The organism is Streptomyces sp. JNUCC 63, from assembly GCF_054366325.1.
The window spans coordinates 6,572,722-6,589,907 of record NZ_CM135963.1; the positions used below are offsets into that span (position 1 = coordinate 6,572,722).

Consider the following 17,186-nt stretch of genomic DNA (forward strand, 5'->3'; position numbering starts at 1 on the left):
CACTGGGAGTATGACGACAGGCGCTCCGACCTCTCCGCACTCCACCCGGCCCCGGCGCTCCCGGCTGCGCAGGTACCTGCCGCTGGGTATCGCGGCGTGGCTGGTGCTGGAGATCTGGCTGCTGACCCTGGTCGCGGGCGCGGCGGGCGGCTTCGCGGTCTTCCTGCTGCTGGTGGCCGGCCTCGTCCTCGGCGCGGCGGTGATCAAGCGGGCCGGCCGCCGTGCCTTCCAGAACCTCAACGAGGCACTGCAGCAGGGCGGCGCCCCCTCCACGCGCCGCGGCGGCAACGGCCTGATGATGCTGGGCGGCCTGCTGCTGATGATTCCCGGCATGATCTCGGACGCGATGGGCCTGCTCCTGCTCCTCCCACCGGTCCAGCGGGCCGTGAGCCGCTACGCCGAGCGCACGGTCGACCGCAAACTCCGCGCCTCTACCCCCGGCACCCTGGGCGACGCCTTCCAACAGGCCCGCATGCACCGCCCCGACGGCAAGGTGGTCCAAGGCGAGGTCATCAAGGAGGAACCGGCAGACGCACCACGGGAGCAGCGCCCACCTCTGACCCGGTGAGACCGACCAGCCCGTCCGGCGATCGAGGACAAGGCCGTCAAGGCCGACAGGGGGTCCGGGGGCGCAGCCCCCAGGAACAGCGATCCACCACGCACCGCACCAGAAAACGAAACCGCAGGCACACGAAATCGCGGGCACCGTACGTCGACGTACGGTGCCCGCGACAACTCACGTGCGCTGTAACGCGGCCCAGGCTCCGCGGGGACTACGCGCTCTTGCGGCTGTCCCGAGGATGAACGGCGATATTCATCGCACCGCTGCGCAGAACGGCCAGACGCTCCTCGAGGACCTCCTCGAGTTCCTCACGGGTGCGCCGCTCCATCAGCATGTCCCAGTGCGTACGTGCCGGCTTGGCCTTCTTCTCCTCCGGACCGTCGCCATCCACCAGGAGTGCCTGGGCTCCACAGACCTTGCACTCCCACTCCGGCGGGATCTCCGCCTCGACCGAGAAGGGCATCTCGAAACGGTGCCCCTTCTCGCATGCGTACTCCACGGCCTGGCGTGGAGCCAGGTCGATACCGCGGTCCGTCTCGTAGCTGGTCACCACGAGGCGCGTGCCGCGAAGAGCTCGCTCACTCATGAATCGTGCCTCCCGGGCTTGTCGCCCACAGGACAGGTGTCGCTGTCGTCGTCATCCGGTCAACGTCCGGTCGGCGGTAAAGATTCCCGTTCCGAGGTCCCGTTCCGGGTCATGCGTCGCCGTCGTAGCCGCAGCCTTGTCAACCAGTGCAGTACCCACCGGCGCCCTGTTTGTCACATCTGCTAGGAGATGTCACCCAGCGTTTCGGCTTCTTTGACGCGCAGTAACGGTACACCTGGCAGGCCAAACGCGTACACTACCGCCCTTTCACCTCGAGTGCTAAATCCGGTCAGGGACCGGATTGCCCGCGTCAGCGATCGCGCGCCGCACCGGAACCCGGGCCAGCAGCACGAACCCGATCACGAAGAACGCCACCAGCGAGATGATCGCGTCCCGGTAGCTGCCGGTCAGCTGGTAGGTGATCCCGAACAGCAACGGCCCCAGCCAGCTCATGCCGCGGTCGCTCATCTCGTACGCCGAGAAGTACTCGGCCTCCTTGCCGGGCGGGACCAGGTGCGAGAACAGCGACCGGGACAGCGCCTGACTGCCCCCGAGGACCAGCCCGATCCCGGCGGCCAGCACGAAGAACCACATCGGAGCCCCGGCCGGCAGGAAGTACCCGGCCGCCAAGGTCGCCGCCCACGCGACGAGCGACCCGAGGATCGTGCGCTTCGCCCCGTAGATCCGGGCCAGCCGTCCCATGCCGAGCGCCCCCGCGACCGCCAGTACCTGCACCATCAGCACCGCCGTGATGAGCGTCGACTGACTCAGGCCGAGCTCCCGGGAGCCGTACACCGAGGCTTGCGAGATCACCGTCTGGATGCCGTCGTTGTAGACGAGGTAGGCGAGCAGGAAGGCCAGGGTGAGCGGTTTGCCCCGCATGTCCCGTACGGTGGACGCCAGTTGACGCCAGCCGTGCACGGGCGGCGCCGTGGAGGCACCCGCCGTACGGCGGTCGCGCAGCCGCTTCAGCGGTACGAGCGTGAACAGGCCCCACCACAGACCGGCCGAGGCCAGACAGATGCGGACGGCCATCGCCTCCGAAACCCCGAAGGAGTCGTGGGCGGTGAACAGCGCCAGGTTCGCCAGCAGTACCAGGGAGCCGGCCGCGTAGCCGAAGGCCCAGCCGCGCGAGGACACCGCGTCGCGCTCCTCGGGCGGGGCGATCTGCGGAAGGTAGGAGTTGTAGAGGACCATCGAGACGGCCACCGACGCGTTGGCGACGACCAGCAGGAAACCGCCCAGCAGATAGCGGTGACCGTCCAGGAAGAACAGGCCCGTGGTGGCACCGGCGCCCACATAGGCGGCGGTCGCCAGCAGCGGTTTCTTGCGGCCGGTGCGGTCGGCCGCCGCGCCCGCGACCGGCATCAGCACGATCGCCACGATGACGGACGCCGAGACGCAGTACGCGAAGAACGACCCGGCCCGCACCGGGATCCCCAGCGGGTGCACGAACCCGCCCGCGTCCGCCGCCGACTCGGCGACCGCGGTGAGATAGGGGCCGAGGAACACGGTGAGCACGCTGGTCGAGTAGACGGAGCACGCCCAGTCGTAGAAGTACCAGCCGCGCTGTTCGCGCCGCCGCTCGGCCGTCTCGTCGGCCGCCTGCTGCGCCCGCACGGTGTCGCCGCCCACCCGTGCCCTCGCTTCCCCGTGGTGCCGCTGTTGCCGGTCCGCGAAGACGATCGGGGACGGCCGGGGCCTCACGCCCAGACGCCCCGGTCCTCCATGACCTTGCGCAACGTGTCGATGTGATCGGTCATGATGCCATCGACACCCAGGTCCAGGAGCCGGTGCATCCGATCGGGCTCGTTGACGGTCCACACGTGCACGTGCAGCCCGCGCGCGTGTGCGGCGCGGACGAACAGCGGGTCGACCACCGGGACGCCCCAGTGGGATACCGGCACCTGCGCGGCCACCGCGGACCGGCGCAGCGCGGCCGGCAGACCCCAGGACCGCAGCCGCAGCCCCAGCACCCCGCGCGTGCCGTACGACGTGGCGAGGCGCGGCCCGGCCAGCCGCTGGGCCCTGACCACACGCGCCTCGGAGAACGAGCCGACACAGACACGCTCCCACGCGTTCGCCCGCTCGATCAGGTCCAGCAGGGGGCGCAGGGCGGGTTCCGCCTTGATGTCGACGTTCCAGCGGACCTCGGGGAAGGTCTCCAGCAGTTCCTCGAAGAGCGGCACCGGCTCCAGGCCCGCCACGCGCGCGTGCCGCACGTCCTGCCACGGCAGGTCCGCGATCCGGCCCGCGCCGTCGGTCGCCCGGTCCAGGGTCGCGTCGTGGAAGGCGACGAGCCGGCCGTCCGCCGTGGCGTGGACGTCGGTCTCGATGTAGCGGTAACCGAGGTCGACCGCGCGCCGGAACTGCGCCACGGTGTTCTCCAGCCCGTCGGCCGCTCCGCCGCGGTGCGCGAAGGGGATGGGCCCCGGGTGGTCGAGATACGGGTGGCGTACGAGCGTGCTCACGGACGCAGTATCGCTCGTTCGGGTGTCGCCGCGGCAACGACCGTACTGCCGCCGGATGCCGTCGGGACGGCGAACACGCGCAGGAACAGCTGGGCCAGCGGGCCGATGGTCAGCGCGTACAGGACCGTGCCGACGCCGATCGTCCCGCCGAGGGCGAAGCCGGTGGCGACGACCGCCACCTCCACGGCGGTGCGCATCAGTCGGATCGAGCGGCCGGTGCGCTGGTGCAGCCCGGTCATCAGCCCGTCACGGGGACCGGGCCCGAAGCGGGCGGCGATGTAGAGGCCGGTGGCCACTCCGTTGAGCACGATGCCCGCCACGAGCAGGGGGACTCGTACGGTCAGAGAGTGGGCGTCGGGCAGCAGGGCGAGGGTGCCGTCCATGGCGAGGCCGACCACGAAGACGTTGGAGACCGTGCCCAGTCCGGGGCGCTGGCGCAGCGGGACCCACAGCAGCAGCACCACCGCGCCGACGATGATCGACACCACGCCGATCGTCAGGCCCGTGAGCTCGGCCAGGCCCTGGTGCAGCACGTTCCAGGGCTCCAGACCCAGGCCCGCCCGGACGAGGAGTGCGGAGCTCGCGCCGTACAGCGCGAGTCCCGCGTAGAGCTGGATCAGTCGTCGCCCGAGACGGGTCCGTGTCGACAAAGCATCCCCCTGGTGGTGGAAGTGGCCTGGTGCATGACACTCTGTGGCTCGGGGAGAAAACCCATCCATGGCCAATTCGTGAAAGGTGGACTGGTCGTCATGGCACAGTGGACCTCGGCGGTGGGGGCCGCGCAGCTCGCCCGACTCCTCAAGTCCCAGCAGCATCGCCCGGCGGGCCCCGGCACCCGCCGCCCGCCCGCCTATCGGGCGCTCGCCGACGGCGTCCGGCTGCTGGTGCTCGAAGGCCGCGTCCCGGTGGCCGCCCGGCTGCCCGCCGAGCGCGAACTGGCCGCGGCCCTCACGGTCAGCCGCACCACGGTCGCCGCCGCCTACGAGACCTTGCGCACGGAGGGGTTCCTGGAGTCCCGGCGCGGCGCCGGCAGCTGGACCGCGGTACCGGCCGGCAACCCGCTGCCCGCGCGCGGGCTCGAACCGCTGCCGCCGGAGGCACTGGGCTCGGTGATCGACCTGGGCACCGCGGCCCTGCCGGCCCCGGAGCCGTGGCTCACCCGCGCTGTACGGGGCGCGCTGGAGGAACTGCCGCCCTACGCCCACACCCACGGCGACTACCCGGCCGGGCTGCCCGCGCTGCGGTCGATGATCGCCGAGCGGTACACCGCGCGCGGGATCCCCACCATGCCGGAGCAGATCATGGTGACGACGGGCGCCATGGGCGCCATCGACGCCATCTGCCACCTCTTCGGGGGCCGCGGCGAGCGCATCGCCGTCGAGTCGCCCTCCTACGCCAACATCCTGCAGCTGATGCGGGAGGCGGGCGCCCGGCTGGTGCCCGTGGCCATGGCCGAGGGGCTGACCGGGTGGGACCTGGACCGCTGGCGCCAGGTGCTGCGCGAGGCCGCGCCCCGGATCGCCTACGTCGTCGCCGACTTCCACAACCCGACCGGCGCGCTCGCCGACGAGGACCAGCGGCGCCGGCTGGTGGAGGCGGCACGCTCGGCGGGGACGGTGCTCGTCGTCGACGAGACGATGAGCGAGCTGCACCTGGAGCCGGGCCTGGAGATGCCGCGGCGGGTGTGCGGTTTCGATCCCGCCGGATCCACGGTGATCACTGTCGGTTCGGCCAGCAAGGCCTTCTGGGCCGGGATGCGCATCGGCTGGGTGCGGGCCGCCCCCGACGTGATCCGCAGCCTGGTCGCCGCGCGAGCGTACGCCGACCTGGGCACACCCGTACTGGAACAGCTCGCCGTGAACTGGCTGTTCAGCACCGGAGGCTGGGAGGAGGCCGTGGAGCTCCGCCGCGGCCAGGCCCGCGACAACCGGGACGCCCTGGTCGCGGCGGTCCGGCGGGAGCTGCCCACTTGGGAGTTCGAGGTCCCCGGCGGCGGCCTCACCCTGTGGGTGCGCACCGGCGGCCTCTCCGGATCCCGCCTTGCCGAGGTCGGCGAACGGGTCGGCGTCCGCGTCCCCTCCGGCCCCCGCTTCGGCGTCGACGGCGCCTTCGAGGGCTACGTCCGACTCCCGTTCACAGTCACCGGAGCGGTGGCGGAAGAGGCAGCAACACGCCTGGCAGCAGCCGCCCACCTGGTGGAAACAGGATCCCCGGCAGGCAACGAAACTCCAAGAACATTCGTGGCATAGCTGTCCGCACCGCCCCGGCTGCGGGCGGCCGTACCGCCCCAGCTGCGGGCAGTCGTGCCGCCCCAGCTGCGGGCAGTCGTGCCGCTCAGCCTGCGGGCAGTCGTGCCTCCCCCAGTGCTGAACGCCTGGGGGGACCCCCAGAGTGATGGGGGGGCACCCCCTGCTCGAAGAGCTCGGGGGAGGCACCCCGCGAGCGCTGGCGAGCCGACCCACCCGCAGCAACTCACCCGCACATTCAAGAAGGTTCGACCACGGCAGCCTCGGTAGCCACGGGAGCATCCTCCGGCACGGTCTCCCCGTCCGCCGGCATCGTCTTCGGCGGCAACAGATCAAGCACGGCCTGCCGCCACGCATCACTCACCGTATCGTCATAAGGATCCGGCGTCGCAGGCACCTGCAACCGATGCACCGCCTTCGTCCCCAACCGCGCGTACCCCCGCCCGGCCGGCACGACCGCCGGCGGCGTCGTATGCGGCGGCGCCCCCAGCACCGCCTTGGCCTGCTCCACCGTCGTCGCCCCGAGCACCACACGCGCGCGCGTGTGCTGCCGTACCGCGTCGCTCAGCGCCTCCGCGCTGTCGAACTGCTCCGCCACGACGACCGTCACACCCACCGCACGCCCGTGCCGCAGCGGCACCTGCAGCAGCGCCTGCGGGTCCTTGCGCCCGTCCGCGGCGGCCAGATGAGTGAACGCGGTCGGCCGGTCGAGCAACAGCCACAGTGGCCGCTTGGTGTCCTCCGGCGGCGGGTGCCCCGCCTGCCGCGCGCGGCCCACGGCGATCAGCCGGCGCTCGGTCTCGGTGGCCGCCCACTCCAGGCTCGCCAGCACCCCGGTCAGCCCGCACTCGACCGCGAGCACCCCGTCCCGGCCGGTCAGACAGGCGTACTCGCCGGTGCCGCCGCCGTCGACGATCACGACGTCGCCGTACTGGAGGGCCTGAAGCGCGATGGACCGCAGCAGGGTCGACGTGCCGCTGCCGGGCTGTCCCAGGGCCAGCAGGTGCGGCTCGGTGGAGCGCAGGCCCGTGCGCCAGACGACCGGTGGCACGTCGTGCTTCTCCTCCCCGTAGGTGAGAGGGAGGGTGCGCTGTACCTCGCCGGGGTCGGTGAAGCCGAGCACGGTCTCGCCCGGGGCGGTGACGAAGCGCTGGGCGGCGATGTCGGTGGGCAGCGGAGCGAGCGCGGTGACAGCCAGCTGGTTGCTCTCCTCGTCCCAGGCGAAGAGGTACTCACGTCCGCGGCCGGCCTTGGCGGTCAGCAGGTGCTCGATCCGCGCGCGGGACTCGGGCTCGCCGTCGGTGAAGTACGCGGGGTAGCGGACCACCAGGTGGTGGATGCGGCCGGAGTCGTCGAACTCGTAGGCGGGGAAGGCCTTCTCCCACGCGCCGCTGTGAGAGTAGAGCGGCGCCGGGTCCTCGGCTGCCGAGAAGTACGGGACCAGGGCCTCGTACAGCGATGCCAGGCGCTGGACGCGGGACGCGTCGGAGCCCTCGGACTGCCGCGGGGTGCGGTCGCGGCCCTGCCAGGCCGCCGCCGCCATCAGCACAATGGCGGCGAGCAGCGGGCCGTACGGCACCATCGCCACCACCAGGATCACGGAGGCCACCAGGAACAGCAGCGGCCCGCGCCGGTCCTTCGGGGTCTCCGACCACTTGCGCCGTCCGGCCCCGGCCAGCCGGCGCAGACCACGGGTGATGGTGATCAGCGGGTGGAGGACGTCGGTGGCGCTGTCCGCCGCCGTCCGGGCCAGCTCCCGGCTCCGGGCGAGCTGCGCGCTGCCTGTGCTCAGAATGCGGGGGAGAGGACGCCGGGCCACTGCTGCCTCCTGGAAGTGCGAACGGGCGGGGGCGGCGTCAGAACCTCATACCGCCGAGCAGGCTCGCCAGGCTCTCGCCGCCGGCTTTGATGCTCGGGGCGATGGCCGTGCTCGACAGGTAGAAGCCGAACAGGACCGACACGCACGCGTGGGAGGGCTTCAGTCCGTCCTTGCGGAAGAACACGAAGACGATGACGCCGAACAGGACGACGCCTGAGATGGAGAGGATCATGTGAGGTCACTCCTGGTGTCGGGGGGACAGTCACCCTGAGTTCTTCCAGCATCACAGCATGTATCCATATGATAAAAGGTGCAACTGGGTGAATTTCGCTCGATTTCGCCCAGCTGATGGAAGCGGATGATTCGGTCGGGCAGAACCGTTGCGCTCGATGACCTCTGTGGTGATCTTTGCCTCAGGCGCATCCGGTCATGTGCCGCACGAGCCAGTACGCTGGGCGATTCACCCGTACGGCCCGGCCGGTGCGCGCCGCCGTACGCTTGCCCCCCGCAGTAACCGACGTTCGCAGTGAGAGGCGGTCCGGCCGATGAGTGAAGCCCCCGACCCCGAGGTCGTGGAGCTGGCGACCAAGATCTTCGATCTGGCCCGGCAGGGGCGGACCGAGGCACTCGCGGCGTATGTCGACGCCGGCGTCCCGGCCAACCTCACCAACGACCGCGGCGACTCCCTGCTGATGCTCGCCGCCTACCACGGCCATGCCGACGCGGTCCGCGCGCTGCTGGCCCGCGGTGCCGACGCCGACCGCGCCAACGACCGGGGCCAGACCCCCCTCGCCGGAGCGGTCTTCAAGGGCGAGCAGGAAGTGATCAGGGCTCTCCTGGAGGGCGGCGCGGACCCGTCCGCCGGTACGCCGTCGGCCGTCGACACGGCCCGGATGTTCGGCAAGGCCGAGCTGCTGGAGCTGTTCGGCGAGCAGTGACCTCCCGGGCGGAAAGCAGCCGCTTCGGCTCTTCTGACCAGGTATGACACAAAAAACGGGGGAGGCGGTACGGGGCCGCCGGAAATTTCGGTCGCGGCGGCGCGGACGCCGGGTCATCATGACGTCGTGATTCACGGACGCGATGGCTGGGCAGGTTTTGCCGCACCATGCGGGCCGTGATACGGCCCGCATGGGCCACCGACGAGAGGCAGAGGAAGATGGTCTACAGCAAGCAGCGGACGGCGGGCGCCCCGACGTGTTGTCGCGCGGCCAGGTAGTGAGTGGTCCCCGGTTGCGTCGACGCTTGATGTGAGGCTGTTTCCCATGTTCGATCCGGTCATAGCGCCCAGCGGTACGCTGCTCGGCCTGCTGCAGCGGGGCCGCGGCGACGGCACGCTGCACGCGCTCACCGCCCCGCGCGCCGAAGCGCTCGCGGCACTGAACCACTGTGTGCTGCACGACCCCCGCCACGACTGGCAGGTGGAGAACCGCTCCCTGTACTACGCCCGGCTCTTCCTCGACCTGAACGGCGAACTGGACGAGATCGAGGTCCACCTCTTCCACCCAGAGGACGCCCTCGACACCGACGAGTCACGCACCGGACTCGCCCTCGCCGTCCTCGGGCACCTCGCCTCCTACGGCAGGCAGGACGCCCTCGCCCTGCTGCGCAGGTACGCGGCCACGGGCGCCAACTGGGCCTGGGCCCTGGACGAACTGGCGCTCAGGGACGACGACGCCGGGCTGCGCGCCCTCGCCGTACCCGTCCTCGCCCGTTTCGCCACCGACGCCGAGGGCGAGGCCGAGCTGGCCGCGGCCGTACGCGACGCCTTCGAGCCCCGGCCATGGCGACTCTGGGCCGACGACCCGCGCGCGTCGATCGCCACGCGCGTGCGTGCCGCCCACGAGGCCGGCTGCTTCGACCGCTGGCAGCGGCAGCTGCGCCCCACCGGGCCACGCCCCGGGTGGAGCGTGCAGGCGGTGTTCGAGTGGGCCCAGCAGGGCGCCGAACGCGGCGCGGCCCTCCATGTCCCGGCCGCCCGATGTCTCGTCGCCGTCGCCGGCCCCGGGGACCGGCCCCAGATCCTCCGCGCCGCCCGGGAGGGCACCGACGCGGCCCGCTGCACGGCCCTGCGCTACCTCGCCGACGGCGACGACCCCGCTGCCCTCGACCTGATCGAGTCGGCCGTGTCCGACGGCTCGGCCACCGTGCTGGAGGCCGCCGTCGACGCCTTCGAACGCATGTGCAGCGTCGCCGCCGTCGACCGCGCGCGCGGTTGGGCCCGCCGCCCCGACGCGCTGGGCGCCGCCGCCGGACGCGTGCTCGCCTGCCGCGGCGCGGCCCGGGACCGCGACCTCGTCCTCGCCGCCCTCCGGGAGGCCGTCCGCGGCGAAGGCCCCGACGCACCCACCCTGTGGACCCTCGTCGACGGCGCCGGACGGCTCGGCATCGTCTGCGCCGCCCCCGTCCTGCGCCACATCTACCGCGAGACCGCCTCCTCCCATCTGCGTGGCCGCACCGCCCGCGCGCTGGCCGCCACCGACCCCTCCTTCGCCGCGGGATTCGCCGTCGAATGCCTGTGGGACTGCGAGGAGACCACCCGCGAACTGGCCGCCCGGCACGCCGAGACCGGCGACGCCCGCGTCGTCGAGCGATTGCGCAGGCTCGCCGCCGACCCGGCCGAGGAGGCCGAGGTCCAGACCGCCGTACGCAGCAGGATCGGGCCGGACTCACCCACCGCGTGAACGCCCCGTGACCTGGGAGACAGGAGCGTGTGGACAGGGGCTGACCTGCTCTGCCGTGCGGCCCAACGCTCATGGGACGTTCCCCGTCCGGAAAGATCCACGTTGACGCGGCCACGTCCGGTCCGGCGACAACACCGGTATGCGTGTCGTCATCGTGACCGAATCCTTTCCTCCCGACGTGAACGGCGTGGCCCACTGCGCGCTCCAGACCGCCCGGCACCTCGTCGATCGCGGTCACGCCCCTCTCGTCGTCGCTCCCGCCACCGCTGCATCGAGCGGGCCCGACGCACTGGCGCCGTGCCCGGTCGTCCGTGTCCCCTCCCTCCCGCTCCCGGGCTACCCCCAGGTCCGCGTCGCGCTCCCCAGCCGGCGCGTCGCCACGGCGCTCACCGAGCACCATGCCGACCTCGTCCACCTGGCCAGTCCCTTCGTCCTCGGCGTCCGCGGCATGGCGGCCGCCACCAGGCTCGGCATCCCCGCCGTCGCCGTCTACCAGACCGACCTCGCCGGCTACGCCCGCACCTACATGGGCGCCGGCGAGGCCGCCGCCTGGCGGCGCATCCGTTCCGTCCACGCCGCCGCCGACCGTACGCTGGCCCCCTCCAGCGCGGCCCTGCGTGACCTCGAGGCACACGGTGTGCCCCACATCAGACTCTGGCCCCGTGGAGTGGACACCGTCCGCTTCCACCCCGGCCACCGCGACGAGGCACTGCGCCGCGAGCTCGCCCCGAACGGGGAACTGATCGTCGGCTACGTCGGCCGGCTCGCCCCCGAGAAGCAGGTCGAACTCCTCGCCGGGGTCTGCGGGACGGCGGGCGTGCGGGTCGTGGTCGTCGGCGACGGACCCAGCCGGGCGCATCTGGCCCAGGCCCTGCCGGGCGCGGTCTTCGCGGGCCGCCGCACCGGTGACGAACTCGCCCGGCTCTTCGCCTCGCTGGACGTCTTCGTGCACACCGGTCCCTTCGAGACCTTCTGCCAGACCGTCCAGGAGGCCATGGCCAGCGGTGTGCCCGTCGTCGCACCCGCCGCCGGCGGCCCACTCGACCTGGTCGCCCACGGCCGCACCGGGTTGCTCGTCCCGCCGCGCGACGCGGCCGCAGTGCGCGACGCCGTGTGGGCGCTGGCCGCCGACCCCTCGCTGCGGGCCGCGTTCGGCGCGGCCGGCCGCGCGGCCGTCGAGGGGCGCACCTGGGCGGCGGTCGGCGACCAGCTCATCGCGCACTACGAGGACGTGCTCGCCGCGCGGCGGACGGCGGTGGCGGCATGACCGGAGCGACGACCACCCAAGCGCTCACCATCGTGCGGCTCGCCAACTTCGTCGCCCCCGCCTCCGGCGGACTGCGCACCGCCCTGCACGAACTCGGCAAGGGCTACAAGGCCGCCGGCCATGCACCGGTGCTGATCATCCCGGCCGACCGCCACACCGACCGTGAGACCGAGCAGGGCCGCGTCATCACCCTGCCCGGGCCGCCGCTGCCCGGCACCGGCGGATACCGCGTCCTCACCGACAAGCGACGTGTGGCCGCCCTCCTGGAAGAACTCGCCCCGGACCGCCTGGAGGTCTCCGACCGTACGACGCTGCGGTGGACCGGCAAGTGGGCCCGGCGTGCCCGGGTCCCCGCGGTGATGGTGTCCCACGAGACCGCCGACGGCGTGCTGCGCACCTGGGGGCTGCCTCAGAACCCCTCCCGGCGTGCCGCCGACGCCCTCAACGTGCGTACGGCGCACACCTACGCGCGCGTGGTGTGCACCACCGAGTTCGCGGAGCGTGAGTTCGTGCGCATCGGCGCGCGCAACGTCGTACGCGCGCCCCTGGGCGTCGATCTGGTGGAACGGCACCCCGCGCTGCGACATGCGGGACTGCGCGCCTGGCACGCGCGCGTGGACGAGACGCTGCTGGTGATGTGCTCACGGCTGTCCGTGGAGAAGCGGCCCGGCACCGCGCTGGACGCGGTGGAGGCGCTGCGGCGGCGCGGGAGGCGGACGGTGCTGGTGGTGGCCGGGGACGGTCCGCTGCGGGCGCGCCTGGAACAGCGGGCCCGTGAGCGCGCGCTGCCGGTCACCTTCCTGGGACACGTCCGCGACCGTGGCCTGCTCGCCGCGCTCCAGGCCTCCGCCGACGTGTGCCTGGCACCCGGACCGGCCGAGACCTTCGGGCTCGCCGCGCTGGAGGCAATGGCCTGCGGCACACCCGTGGTGGCGAGCTCCTCCTCCGCGCTGCCGGAGGTCATCGGCTCCGCCGGCGCCACCGCGGCGGACCACGGTGCGGCCTTCGCGGACGCCGTGGAGACCCTGCTGGCACGCCCGGAGCGGCAGCGGCGCGAGGCCGCACGCGCGCGTGCGGAGCGCTTCGGATGGAACACCTCCGTCGAGGCGTTCCTCGCCGCCCACGACGCCCCGGCCGCCGCGCGTCGCCCACTGCCGGAGGGAGTGGCATGAGACCCCTGCGTTTCGTCGCCCTCGGTGACTCGCTGACCGAGGGCGTGGGTGACCCCGCGGGCGACGGGTGGCGCGGCTGGGCCGCACTGCTGGCCGACGGGCTCGCCGAGGAGCCCGCGAGCGTGGAGTTCACCAACCTCGCGGTCAGCGGGGCGCAGACCCGTGACGTGCTGGAACGGCAGACGCCGGCCGGCCTGGAACCGTGCCCGGACCTCGTGTCCGTCGTCGTCGGCGTCAACGACACCCTGCGCCGCACCTTCGACATCCACGCCGTGGCCACCCGGCTCGACCGGGTGTACGCGGCCTTCACCGGCCGGGGCGCGGTCCTGCTGACAGCCTGCCTGCCCGACCCCGGCGCGATGCTCGGCCTGCCGGGGGCGCTGGCCCGCCCGCTGGCCCGGCGGCAGCGGGCGGTCAACGCGGTGGTGCACGCGCTGTCCGAACGGTACGGCGCCGTGCACCTGCACGCCGACGCCGGCGAGTGGCTGACCGACCGCGCGATGTGGAGCGCGGACCGGCTGCACCCGGGGGAGCGCGGGCACCGCCAACTCGCCGTCCGCTTCCACGTGCTGCTCGCCGAGATGGGCCTGGCGACGGGAGCCGCGCCCTCGCCGGAGCCCGAGTTCCCCGCGCCCACCAGGTCGGCGAGCCTGTGGTGGCTGGCCACGGCGGGCACCGGCTGGGTGGTCCGCCGCTGCACCGACCTGCTGCCGCACCTGCTCACCCTCGCCGCCGACGACCTGCGCCACCACGCCCGGGGCGCCGGCTCCCGCCTCGACCTGCGGGCGTCGGCGTCGGTGTCGGCGGCACTGGCCGCGCTGTCGGTGCCGGAGCGGCCGGAGCCGGAAGCGGCGTGAGGGGCGCCCCCAGCGGCGGCGTACCGCCACGAAGCGGACCGGGGTGCCCGCAACCGCCTGTGCGGCGGCCGGGAGGCCGGCGAGGAGGGCCGCCGGCCTCCCGGCCGCCGGGCGGTACCTGGACCGGCGCTTGTCGCGGGCGTCGGTCACAGGCGTCACGGCGACCAGCAAGGCGGAGGATCGTTGAACGATCCTCCAATACCCCTGTTGTTTCGTCCCCGTCCGTGCGGTTGAATCCCGGGCATGGCAGAGCTGACGCCACTGGCCGGCGACCGCGCCCTGCTGGGTCGCACCAGCACCGCCGAACGGGTCTCGGACATTCTCAGAAGCCGTATCGCCGAGGGCTGCTTCCCGCCCGGCACACGACTGTCGGAGGACGGCATCGGCGGAGCGCTCGGCGTCTCCCGCAACACGCTGCGCGAGGCGTTCCGGCTGCTCACCCACGAGAGGCTGCTCGTCCACGAGTTGAACCGGGGCGTCTTCGTACGGGTCCTGGCCGTCGAGGACGTCGAGGACATCTACCGCACCCGCCGCCTGGTGGAGTGCGCCGTCGTACGGGACCTGGGCGAGCCGCCGTATGTCCTCGACGGCCTCGCCGGAGCCGTCGCGGAAGGCCGGCGGGCCGCGCAAGAAGGCGACTGGAACGGGTTGGGCACGGCCAACATCCACTTCCACCGGGAACTGGTGGCGCTCGCCGGCAGCGACCGCACCGACGAGCTCATGCGCGGTGTCTTCGCCGAACTGCGTCTCGCCTTCCACGTCGTGGACGATCCGCGGCGGCTGCACGAGCCGCACCTCACCCGCAACCAGCAGATCCTCCAGGCCCTGCAGGGGGGCGAGCGGGAGGAGGCGGAGAGGCTGCTCGCCGTCTACCTCGACGACTCGCTGGAGGGGGTCGTGGAGGTCTACCGGCGGCGGGTCGGCCAGGACGGGGAGCGGTGACGGGTCCACCGCACCGGGTGTGACGACGTACGCACCGGGGGGCGTCTGCGCCGTTTGGGTCGTTGTCAGACCGAGGACCTAGTCTGTGCACCGTGACTTCGCCTGCATCGACGGACAGCGTTCCGCCCCAGCTCAGCGCGGGGCCGCGCCCTGCCCGGGGCCCGGCCGCCGACGAGGGGCTGGCGCGGCGGCTGCGCGCGCTCGCCTGCACCGCGCCGCTGCACGACCTCGACGCGCGCAAGGCCAATCTCGCCGGCGAGTACTCGGTGTACGGCATGGCGGAGGTCGCGCTCGCCGCCATCGACCTGGTCACTCTCAACATGGACTTCGACACCGGCGCCGACCACGACCAGATCGTGGCCCGGCTCGTCCCGCGCGTCGCCGCCCAGGCCCCGCGGCGGCCGGTCGCCGAACACGAACGCGTGGCCCGCTGGGTCCTGGAGAACCTGATCAACGTCGGCAGCGTCGACCGCGGCTTCCGCACGGTGTACGGCACGTTCGCGCCGGACGGTACGTACGTCCGCCGGGACTACGACTTCAAGCTGATCGAGGAGGTGCCGGGCCCCGGCGGCAGCGTCTACCTGCGCACCACGGACGAGGCGGTCAACGTCCTCGTGGGAGCCCTCGACACCGACGTGACCAGCGCGCAGATCGCCGCCGAGGTCAAGCTGGAGGTGCTCATCAGCCGGGGCCGCCTCGCCGACGCCCAGCTCGCCGCCGAACAGGCCCGCTACCGGACCGTGCAGTACTCGGAGACCCTGCGCCGGGCCCTGGAGGCCACCCGGCGCAACGTCCGCGCGGTGGACTGGCTCAGCGCCGTACCCGACATGATCGCCGAGGCCCTGGACCACGTCGCCGACCGCTACCGGCACGAGAACGCGATCCTGACCAACATCCGCAAAGCACGCGACGAGTCGGAGGACCCCGAGCACAAGCGGCGCGCCGCCGAGCTGGTCGACATCGTCAAGGACTGCATCCGCCGGCACACACAACTGCAGTCCCGGCTCCTGGAGGCCGGCCCGCTGTTCCGCGCCGAGCAGGACCGGCAGGCTTTCGCCACCCCCCTGGCCACGTCCGGGACCGACCTCTACGGCCACCTGCTCGCACCGACCCTTCCCCTGTCCCTGGAGCAGGCGATCCGTGTCACGGACGCCTTCTTCGCGCACGGTACGGGGCTGCGCACACCCGTGTCCGTCCGGGTGGGCGACCTCGTCGACATCCTGCTGACGCCCCCTGCCGAGCGGGAGCACCTGGGCGCCGAGATGCCCGAACCCGACCTGATCGCCACTCCGGACGACAGCCGGTTCAGCGAGGAGCAGCTCGCGGCCGCCATGGGGCTGCTGGACCTGCCGGCCGACGCGCCACGGCGGCTGTCGGGCCTGCTCGCCGAGGCCCGCCGCAAGGACGCCGATCTGCCCTATCTGGTCGCCCTGCTGGCCGTGCACGCGGCCAGCCCGCCGGTCGGCACCGCCTACCGGCAGGGCGAGGAGAAGCTGCTGTTCGCCGTGGACGACGGGACCGAGCTGGACGACCCCGAGTTCGGCGGCGCCGACCTCATCGTCGGTACGGCGCTGCTGGATGCGGCGGGCATGGCGGCCGACCGGACGGAGGCGGCGTGAGCCCCGCCGGCACCCGTACGCACGAGCCAGACCGCGACAAGGAGCCCCAACCGTGACCGAGCACGTCGACCGGAGTGAGCCGGAAGCCGCAGGTATGCCCACGGCGGCCGCCGTCACGCCCGCCGACGCCGCCGACGCGGCCCGGCTCGTCGCCTTCGGGCTGCAGCCCAAGCTGCAGCCCGCGCGCGACCAGGAGTACGCCGACCTGCTGCGCCGCCACCGCGAGGACCCGGCGTTCGCACGGCTCGCCGACGCCGTGGCCGCCGGGCTGGGGCTGGTCGTCCTGGAGGTGTCCCCGCGCGCGGGCATGGCGGTCACCGCAGCCGAGGACTCGGTGTTCGCCGTCCGCATGGGCGACTACGCGCGCCGCACCACCGCCGACTCGAGCGACCGCTTCCTGCACGGGCTCGCCCACCTCGCCGTGGCCGCCCTCGCCTTCCCCCGGCCCGAGGACCTCGCCGACGACGGCTACATCGGCCGCGTCACGGTCAACGGCGTCGACACCTTCGTCCGCCAGGCCTGCCGCCGCCTGGAGGAGCGTGCCGAGGAGCAGGGCGAGAACACCGACCCGGCCACCGGCGCGCCCGGCCTCGAGGCCGCCTGGCGGATCTGGGCCAGACGCAGCGCGACCGGGGCCACCAAGGACGCACGCCGGCCGGCCGCCTCGACCACCGGCATCGTGGCCAAGGCCCTGGCGTTCCTCACCGACTCCGGGTTCCTGCAGCGCACCGGCGACGAGAACGGCGGCACCTACCGCACGACGGCCCGCTACCAACTCCAGGTGCGCGACATGGCGGGCAGCGCCGCCCTGGCCGAACTCCTGGAACTGGGCATCGTCCCGGTGACCGACGGCACGCCGAGCCTGCTGCCCGCCGAGGACACCGACGACCTGGAGCTGGTGGCCGACGCCGGGCTGCCGTTCCACTCCTAGGCCGCCTGCCGCCTCCCAACCCTCTGATCTGCA

General features: G+C 72.9%; 16 protein-coding genes. 10 read left to right on the forward strand and 6 right to left on the reverse strand.

Features of this window, described 5'->3' with window-relative positions:
* Positions 1-10 precede the first annotated feature (10 nt).
* Positions 11-568, forward strand: coding sequence for an FxsA family membrane protein (fxsA, locus tag ACX25U_RS30310; RefSeq protein WP_454384703.1), 558 nt, complete (start codon positions 11-13; stop codon positions 566-568).
* A 205-nt stretch (positions 569-773) separates the two neighbouring features.
* Here the strand turns inward: fxsA and ACX25U_RS30315 are convergent, their stop codons facing one another.
* The 4 genes from ACX25U_RS30315 to yczE form a co-directional block, all read right to left on the reverse strand.
* Positions 774-1,148 (reverse strand): RNA polymerase-binding protein RbpA, encoded by a 375-nt coding sequence (locus ACX25U_RS30315; protein ID WP_003977404.1) that lies wholly within the window; start codon positions 1,146-1,148, stop codon positions 774-776.
* A 279-nt stretch (positions 1,149-1,427) separates the two neighbouring features.
* Positions 1,428-2,783 (reverse strand): MFS transporter, encoded by a 1,356-nt coding sequence (locus tag ACX25U_RS30320; RefSeq protein ID WP_454394583.1) that lies wholly within the window; start codon positions 2,781-2,783, stop codon positions 1,428-1,430.
* A gap of 68 nt (positions 2,784-2,851) precedes the next feature.
* Positions 2,852-3,619, reverse strand: coding sequence for a glycerophosphodiester phosphodiesterase (locus ACX25U_RS30325; RefSeq protein WP_454384704.1), 768 nt, complete (start codon positions 3,617-3,619; stop codon positions 2,852-2,854).
* Positions 3,616-4,269, reverse strand: coding sequence for a membrane protein YczE (gene yczE / locus ACX25U_RS30330; protein ID WP_454384706.1), 654 nt, complete (start codon positions 4,267-4,269; stop codon positions 3,616-3,618). The genes ACX25U_RS30325 and yczE overlap by 4 nt, the downstream gene beginning before the upstream one ends.
* 99 nt (positions 4,270-4,368) lie before the next feature.
* Here yczE and ACX25U_RS30335 point away from each other — a divergent pair, with 99 nt between their 5' ends.
* Positions 4,369-5,868, forward strand: coding sequence for an SCO1417 family PLP biosynthesis transcription factor (locus tag ACX25U_RS30335; RefSeq protein ID WP_454384708.1), 1,500 nt, complete (start codon positions 4,369-4,371; stop codon positions 5,866-5,868).
* Positions 5,869-6,103: 235 nt separating this feature from the next.
* Here ACX25U_RS30335 and ACX25U_RS30340 read toward each other — a convergent pair whose 3' ends face one another.
* The gene (locus tag ACX25U_RS30340; protein WP_454384710.1) at positions 6,104-7,684 is read right to left on the reverse strand and encodes an ATP-binding cassette domain-containing protein; all 1,581 of its coding nucleotides are present in this window, start codon (positions 7,682-7,684) and stop codon (positions 6,104-6,106) included.
* Positions 7,685-7,721: 37 nt separating this feature from the next.
* Positions 7,722-7,916, reverse strand: a complete 195-nt coding sequence (locus ACX25U_RS30345; protein ID WP_454384712.1) for a hypothetical protein — start codon at positions 7,914-7,916, stop codon at positions 7,722-7,724.
* Between the two features lie 313 nt (positions 7,917-8,229).
* Here ACX25U_RS30345 and ACX25U_RS30350 point away from each other — a divergent pair, with 313 nt between their 5' ends.
* The 8 genes from ACX25U_RS30350 (at position 8,230) to ACX25U_RS30385 (ending at position 17,153) form a co-directional block, all read left to right on the forward strand.
* Positions 8,230-8,622 carry an ankyrin repeat domain-containing protein gene (locus ACX25U_RS30350; RefSeq protein WP_454384714.1) on the forward strand — a complete coding sequence of 131 codons (393 nt, stop codon included), beginning with the start codon at positions 8,230-8,232 and terminating at the stop codon, positions 8,620-8,622.
* Positions 8,623-8,946: 324 nt separating this feature from the next.
* On the forward strand, positions 8,947-10,365 hold the full coding sequence (locus tag ACX25U_RS30355; RefSeq protein WP_454384716.1) for a HEAT repeat domain-containing protein: 1,419 nt from the start codon (positions 8,947-8,949) through the stop codon (positions 10,363-10,365).
* 139 nt (positions 10,366-10,504) lie between these two features.
* Positions 10,505-11,632 (forward strand): glycosyltransferase family 4 protein, encoded by a 1,128-nt coding sequence (locus ACX25U_RS30360; protein ID WP_454384718.1) that lies wholly within the window; start codon positions 10,505-10,507, stop codon positions 11,630-11,632.
* Complete coding sequence (locus ACX25U_RS30365) at positions 11,629-12,804, forward strand: glycosyltransferase (RefSeq protein ID WP_454384720.1); 1,176 nt, start codon at positions 11,629-11,631, stop codon at positions 12,802-12,804. Before ACX25U_RS30360 ends, ACX25U_RS30365 begins: the two co-directional genes overlap by 4 nt.
* A complete protein-coding gene (locus ACX25U_RS30370) occupies positions 12,801-13,661 on the forward strand; it encodes an SGNH/GDSL hydrolase family protein (protein ID WP_454384722.1) in 861 nt (286 codons plus the stop codon). Before ACX25U_RS30365 ends, ACX25U_RS30370 begins: the two co-directional genes overlap by 4 nt.
* Before the next feature lie 243 nt (positions 13,662-13,904).
* On the forward strand, positions 13,905-14,603 hold the full coding sequence (locus tag ACX25U_RS30375) for a GntR family transcriptional regulator (RefSeq protein ID WP_454384724.1): 699 nt from the start codon (positions 13,905-13,907) through the stop codon (positions 14,601-14,603).
* Positions 14,604-14,695: 92 nt separating this feature from the next.
* The gene (locus tag ACX25U_RS30380; RefSeq protein ID WP_454384726.1) at positions 14,696-16,222 is read left to right on the forward strand and encodes a hypothetical protein; all 1,527 of its coding nucleotides are present in this window, start codon (positions 14,696-14,698) and stop codon (positions 16,220-16,222) included.
* 52 nt (positions 16,223-16,274) lie between these two features.
* A complete protein-coding gene (locus tag ACX25U_RS30385) occupies positions 16,275-17,153 on the forward strand; it encodes a hypothetical protein (protein WP_454384728.1) in 879 nt (292 codons plus the stop codon).
* Positions 17,154-17,186: the final 33 nt, after the last annotated feature.

Bases quoted from the DNA above. Each gene is read 5' to 3' on its own strand.
- fxsA (WP_454384703.1), top strand. From the start codon at position 11: ATGACGACAGGCGCTCCGACCTCTCCGCACTCCACCCGGCCCCGGCGC.
- ACX25U_RS30315 (WP_003977404.1), bottom strand. From the start codon at position 1,148: ATGAGTGAGCGAGCTCTTCGCGGCACGCGCCTCGTGGTGACCAGCTAC.
- ACX25U_RS30335 (WP_454384708.1), top strand. From the start codon at position 4,369: ATGGCACAGTGGACCTCGGCGGTGGGGGCCGCGCAGCTCGCCCGACTC.
- ACX25U_RS30345 (WP_454384712.1), bottom strand. From the start codon at position 7,916: ATGATCCTCTCCATCTCAGGCGTCGTCCTGTTCGGCGTCATCGTCTTC.
- ACX25U_RS30350 (WP_454384714.1), top strand. From the start codon at position 8,230: ATGAGTGAAGCCCCCGACCCCGAGGTCGTGGAGCTGGCGACCAAGATC.
- ACX25U_RS30355 (WP_454384716.1), top strand. From the start codon at position 8,947: ATGTTCGATCCGGTCATAGCGCCCAGCGGTACGCTGCTCGGCCTGCTG.
- ACX25U_RS30360 (WP_454384718.1), top strand. From the start codon at position 10,505: ATGCGTGTCGTCATCGTGACCGAATCCTTTCCTCCCGACGTGAACGGC.
- ACX25U_RS30365 (WP_454384720.1), top strand. From the start codon at position 11,629: ATGACCGGAGCGACGACCACCCAAGCGCTCACCATCGTGCGGCTCGCC.
- ACX25U_RS30370 (WP_454384722.1), top strand. From the start codon at position 12,801: ATGAGACCCCTGCGTTTCGTCGCCCTCGGTGACTCGCTGACCGAGGGC.
- ACX25U_RS30375 (WP_454384724.1), top strand. From the start codon at position 13,905: ATGGCAGAGCTGACGCCACTGGCCGGCGACCGCGCCCTGCTGGGTCGC.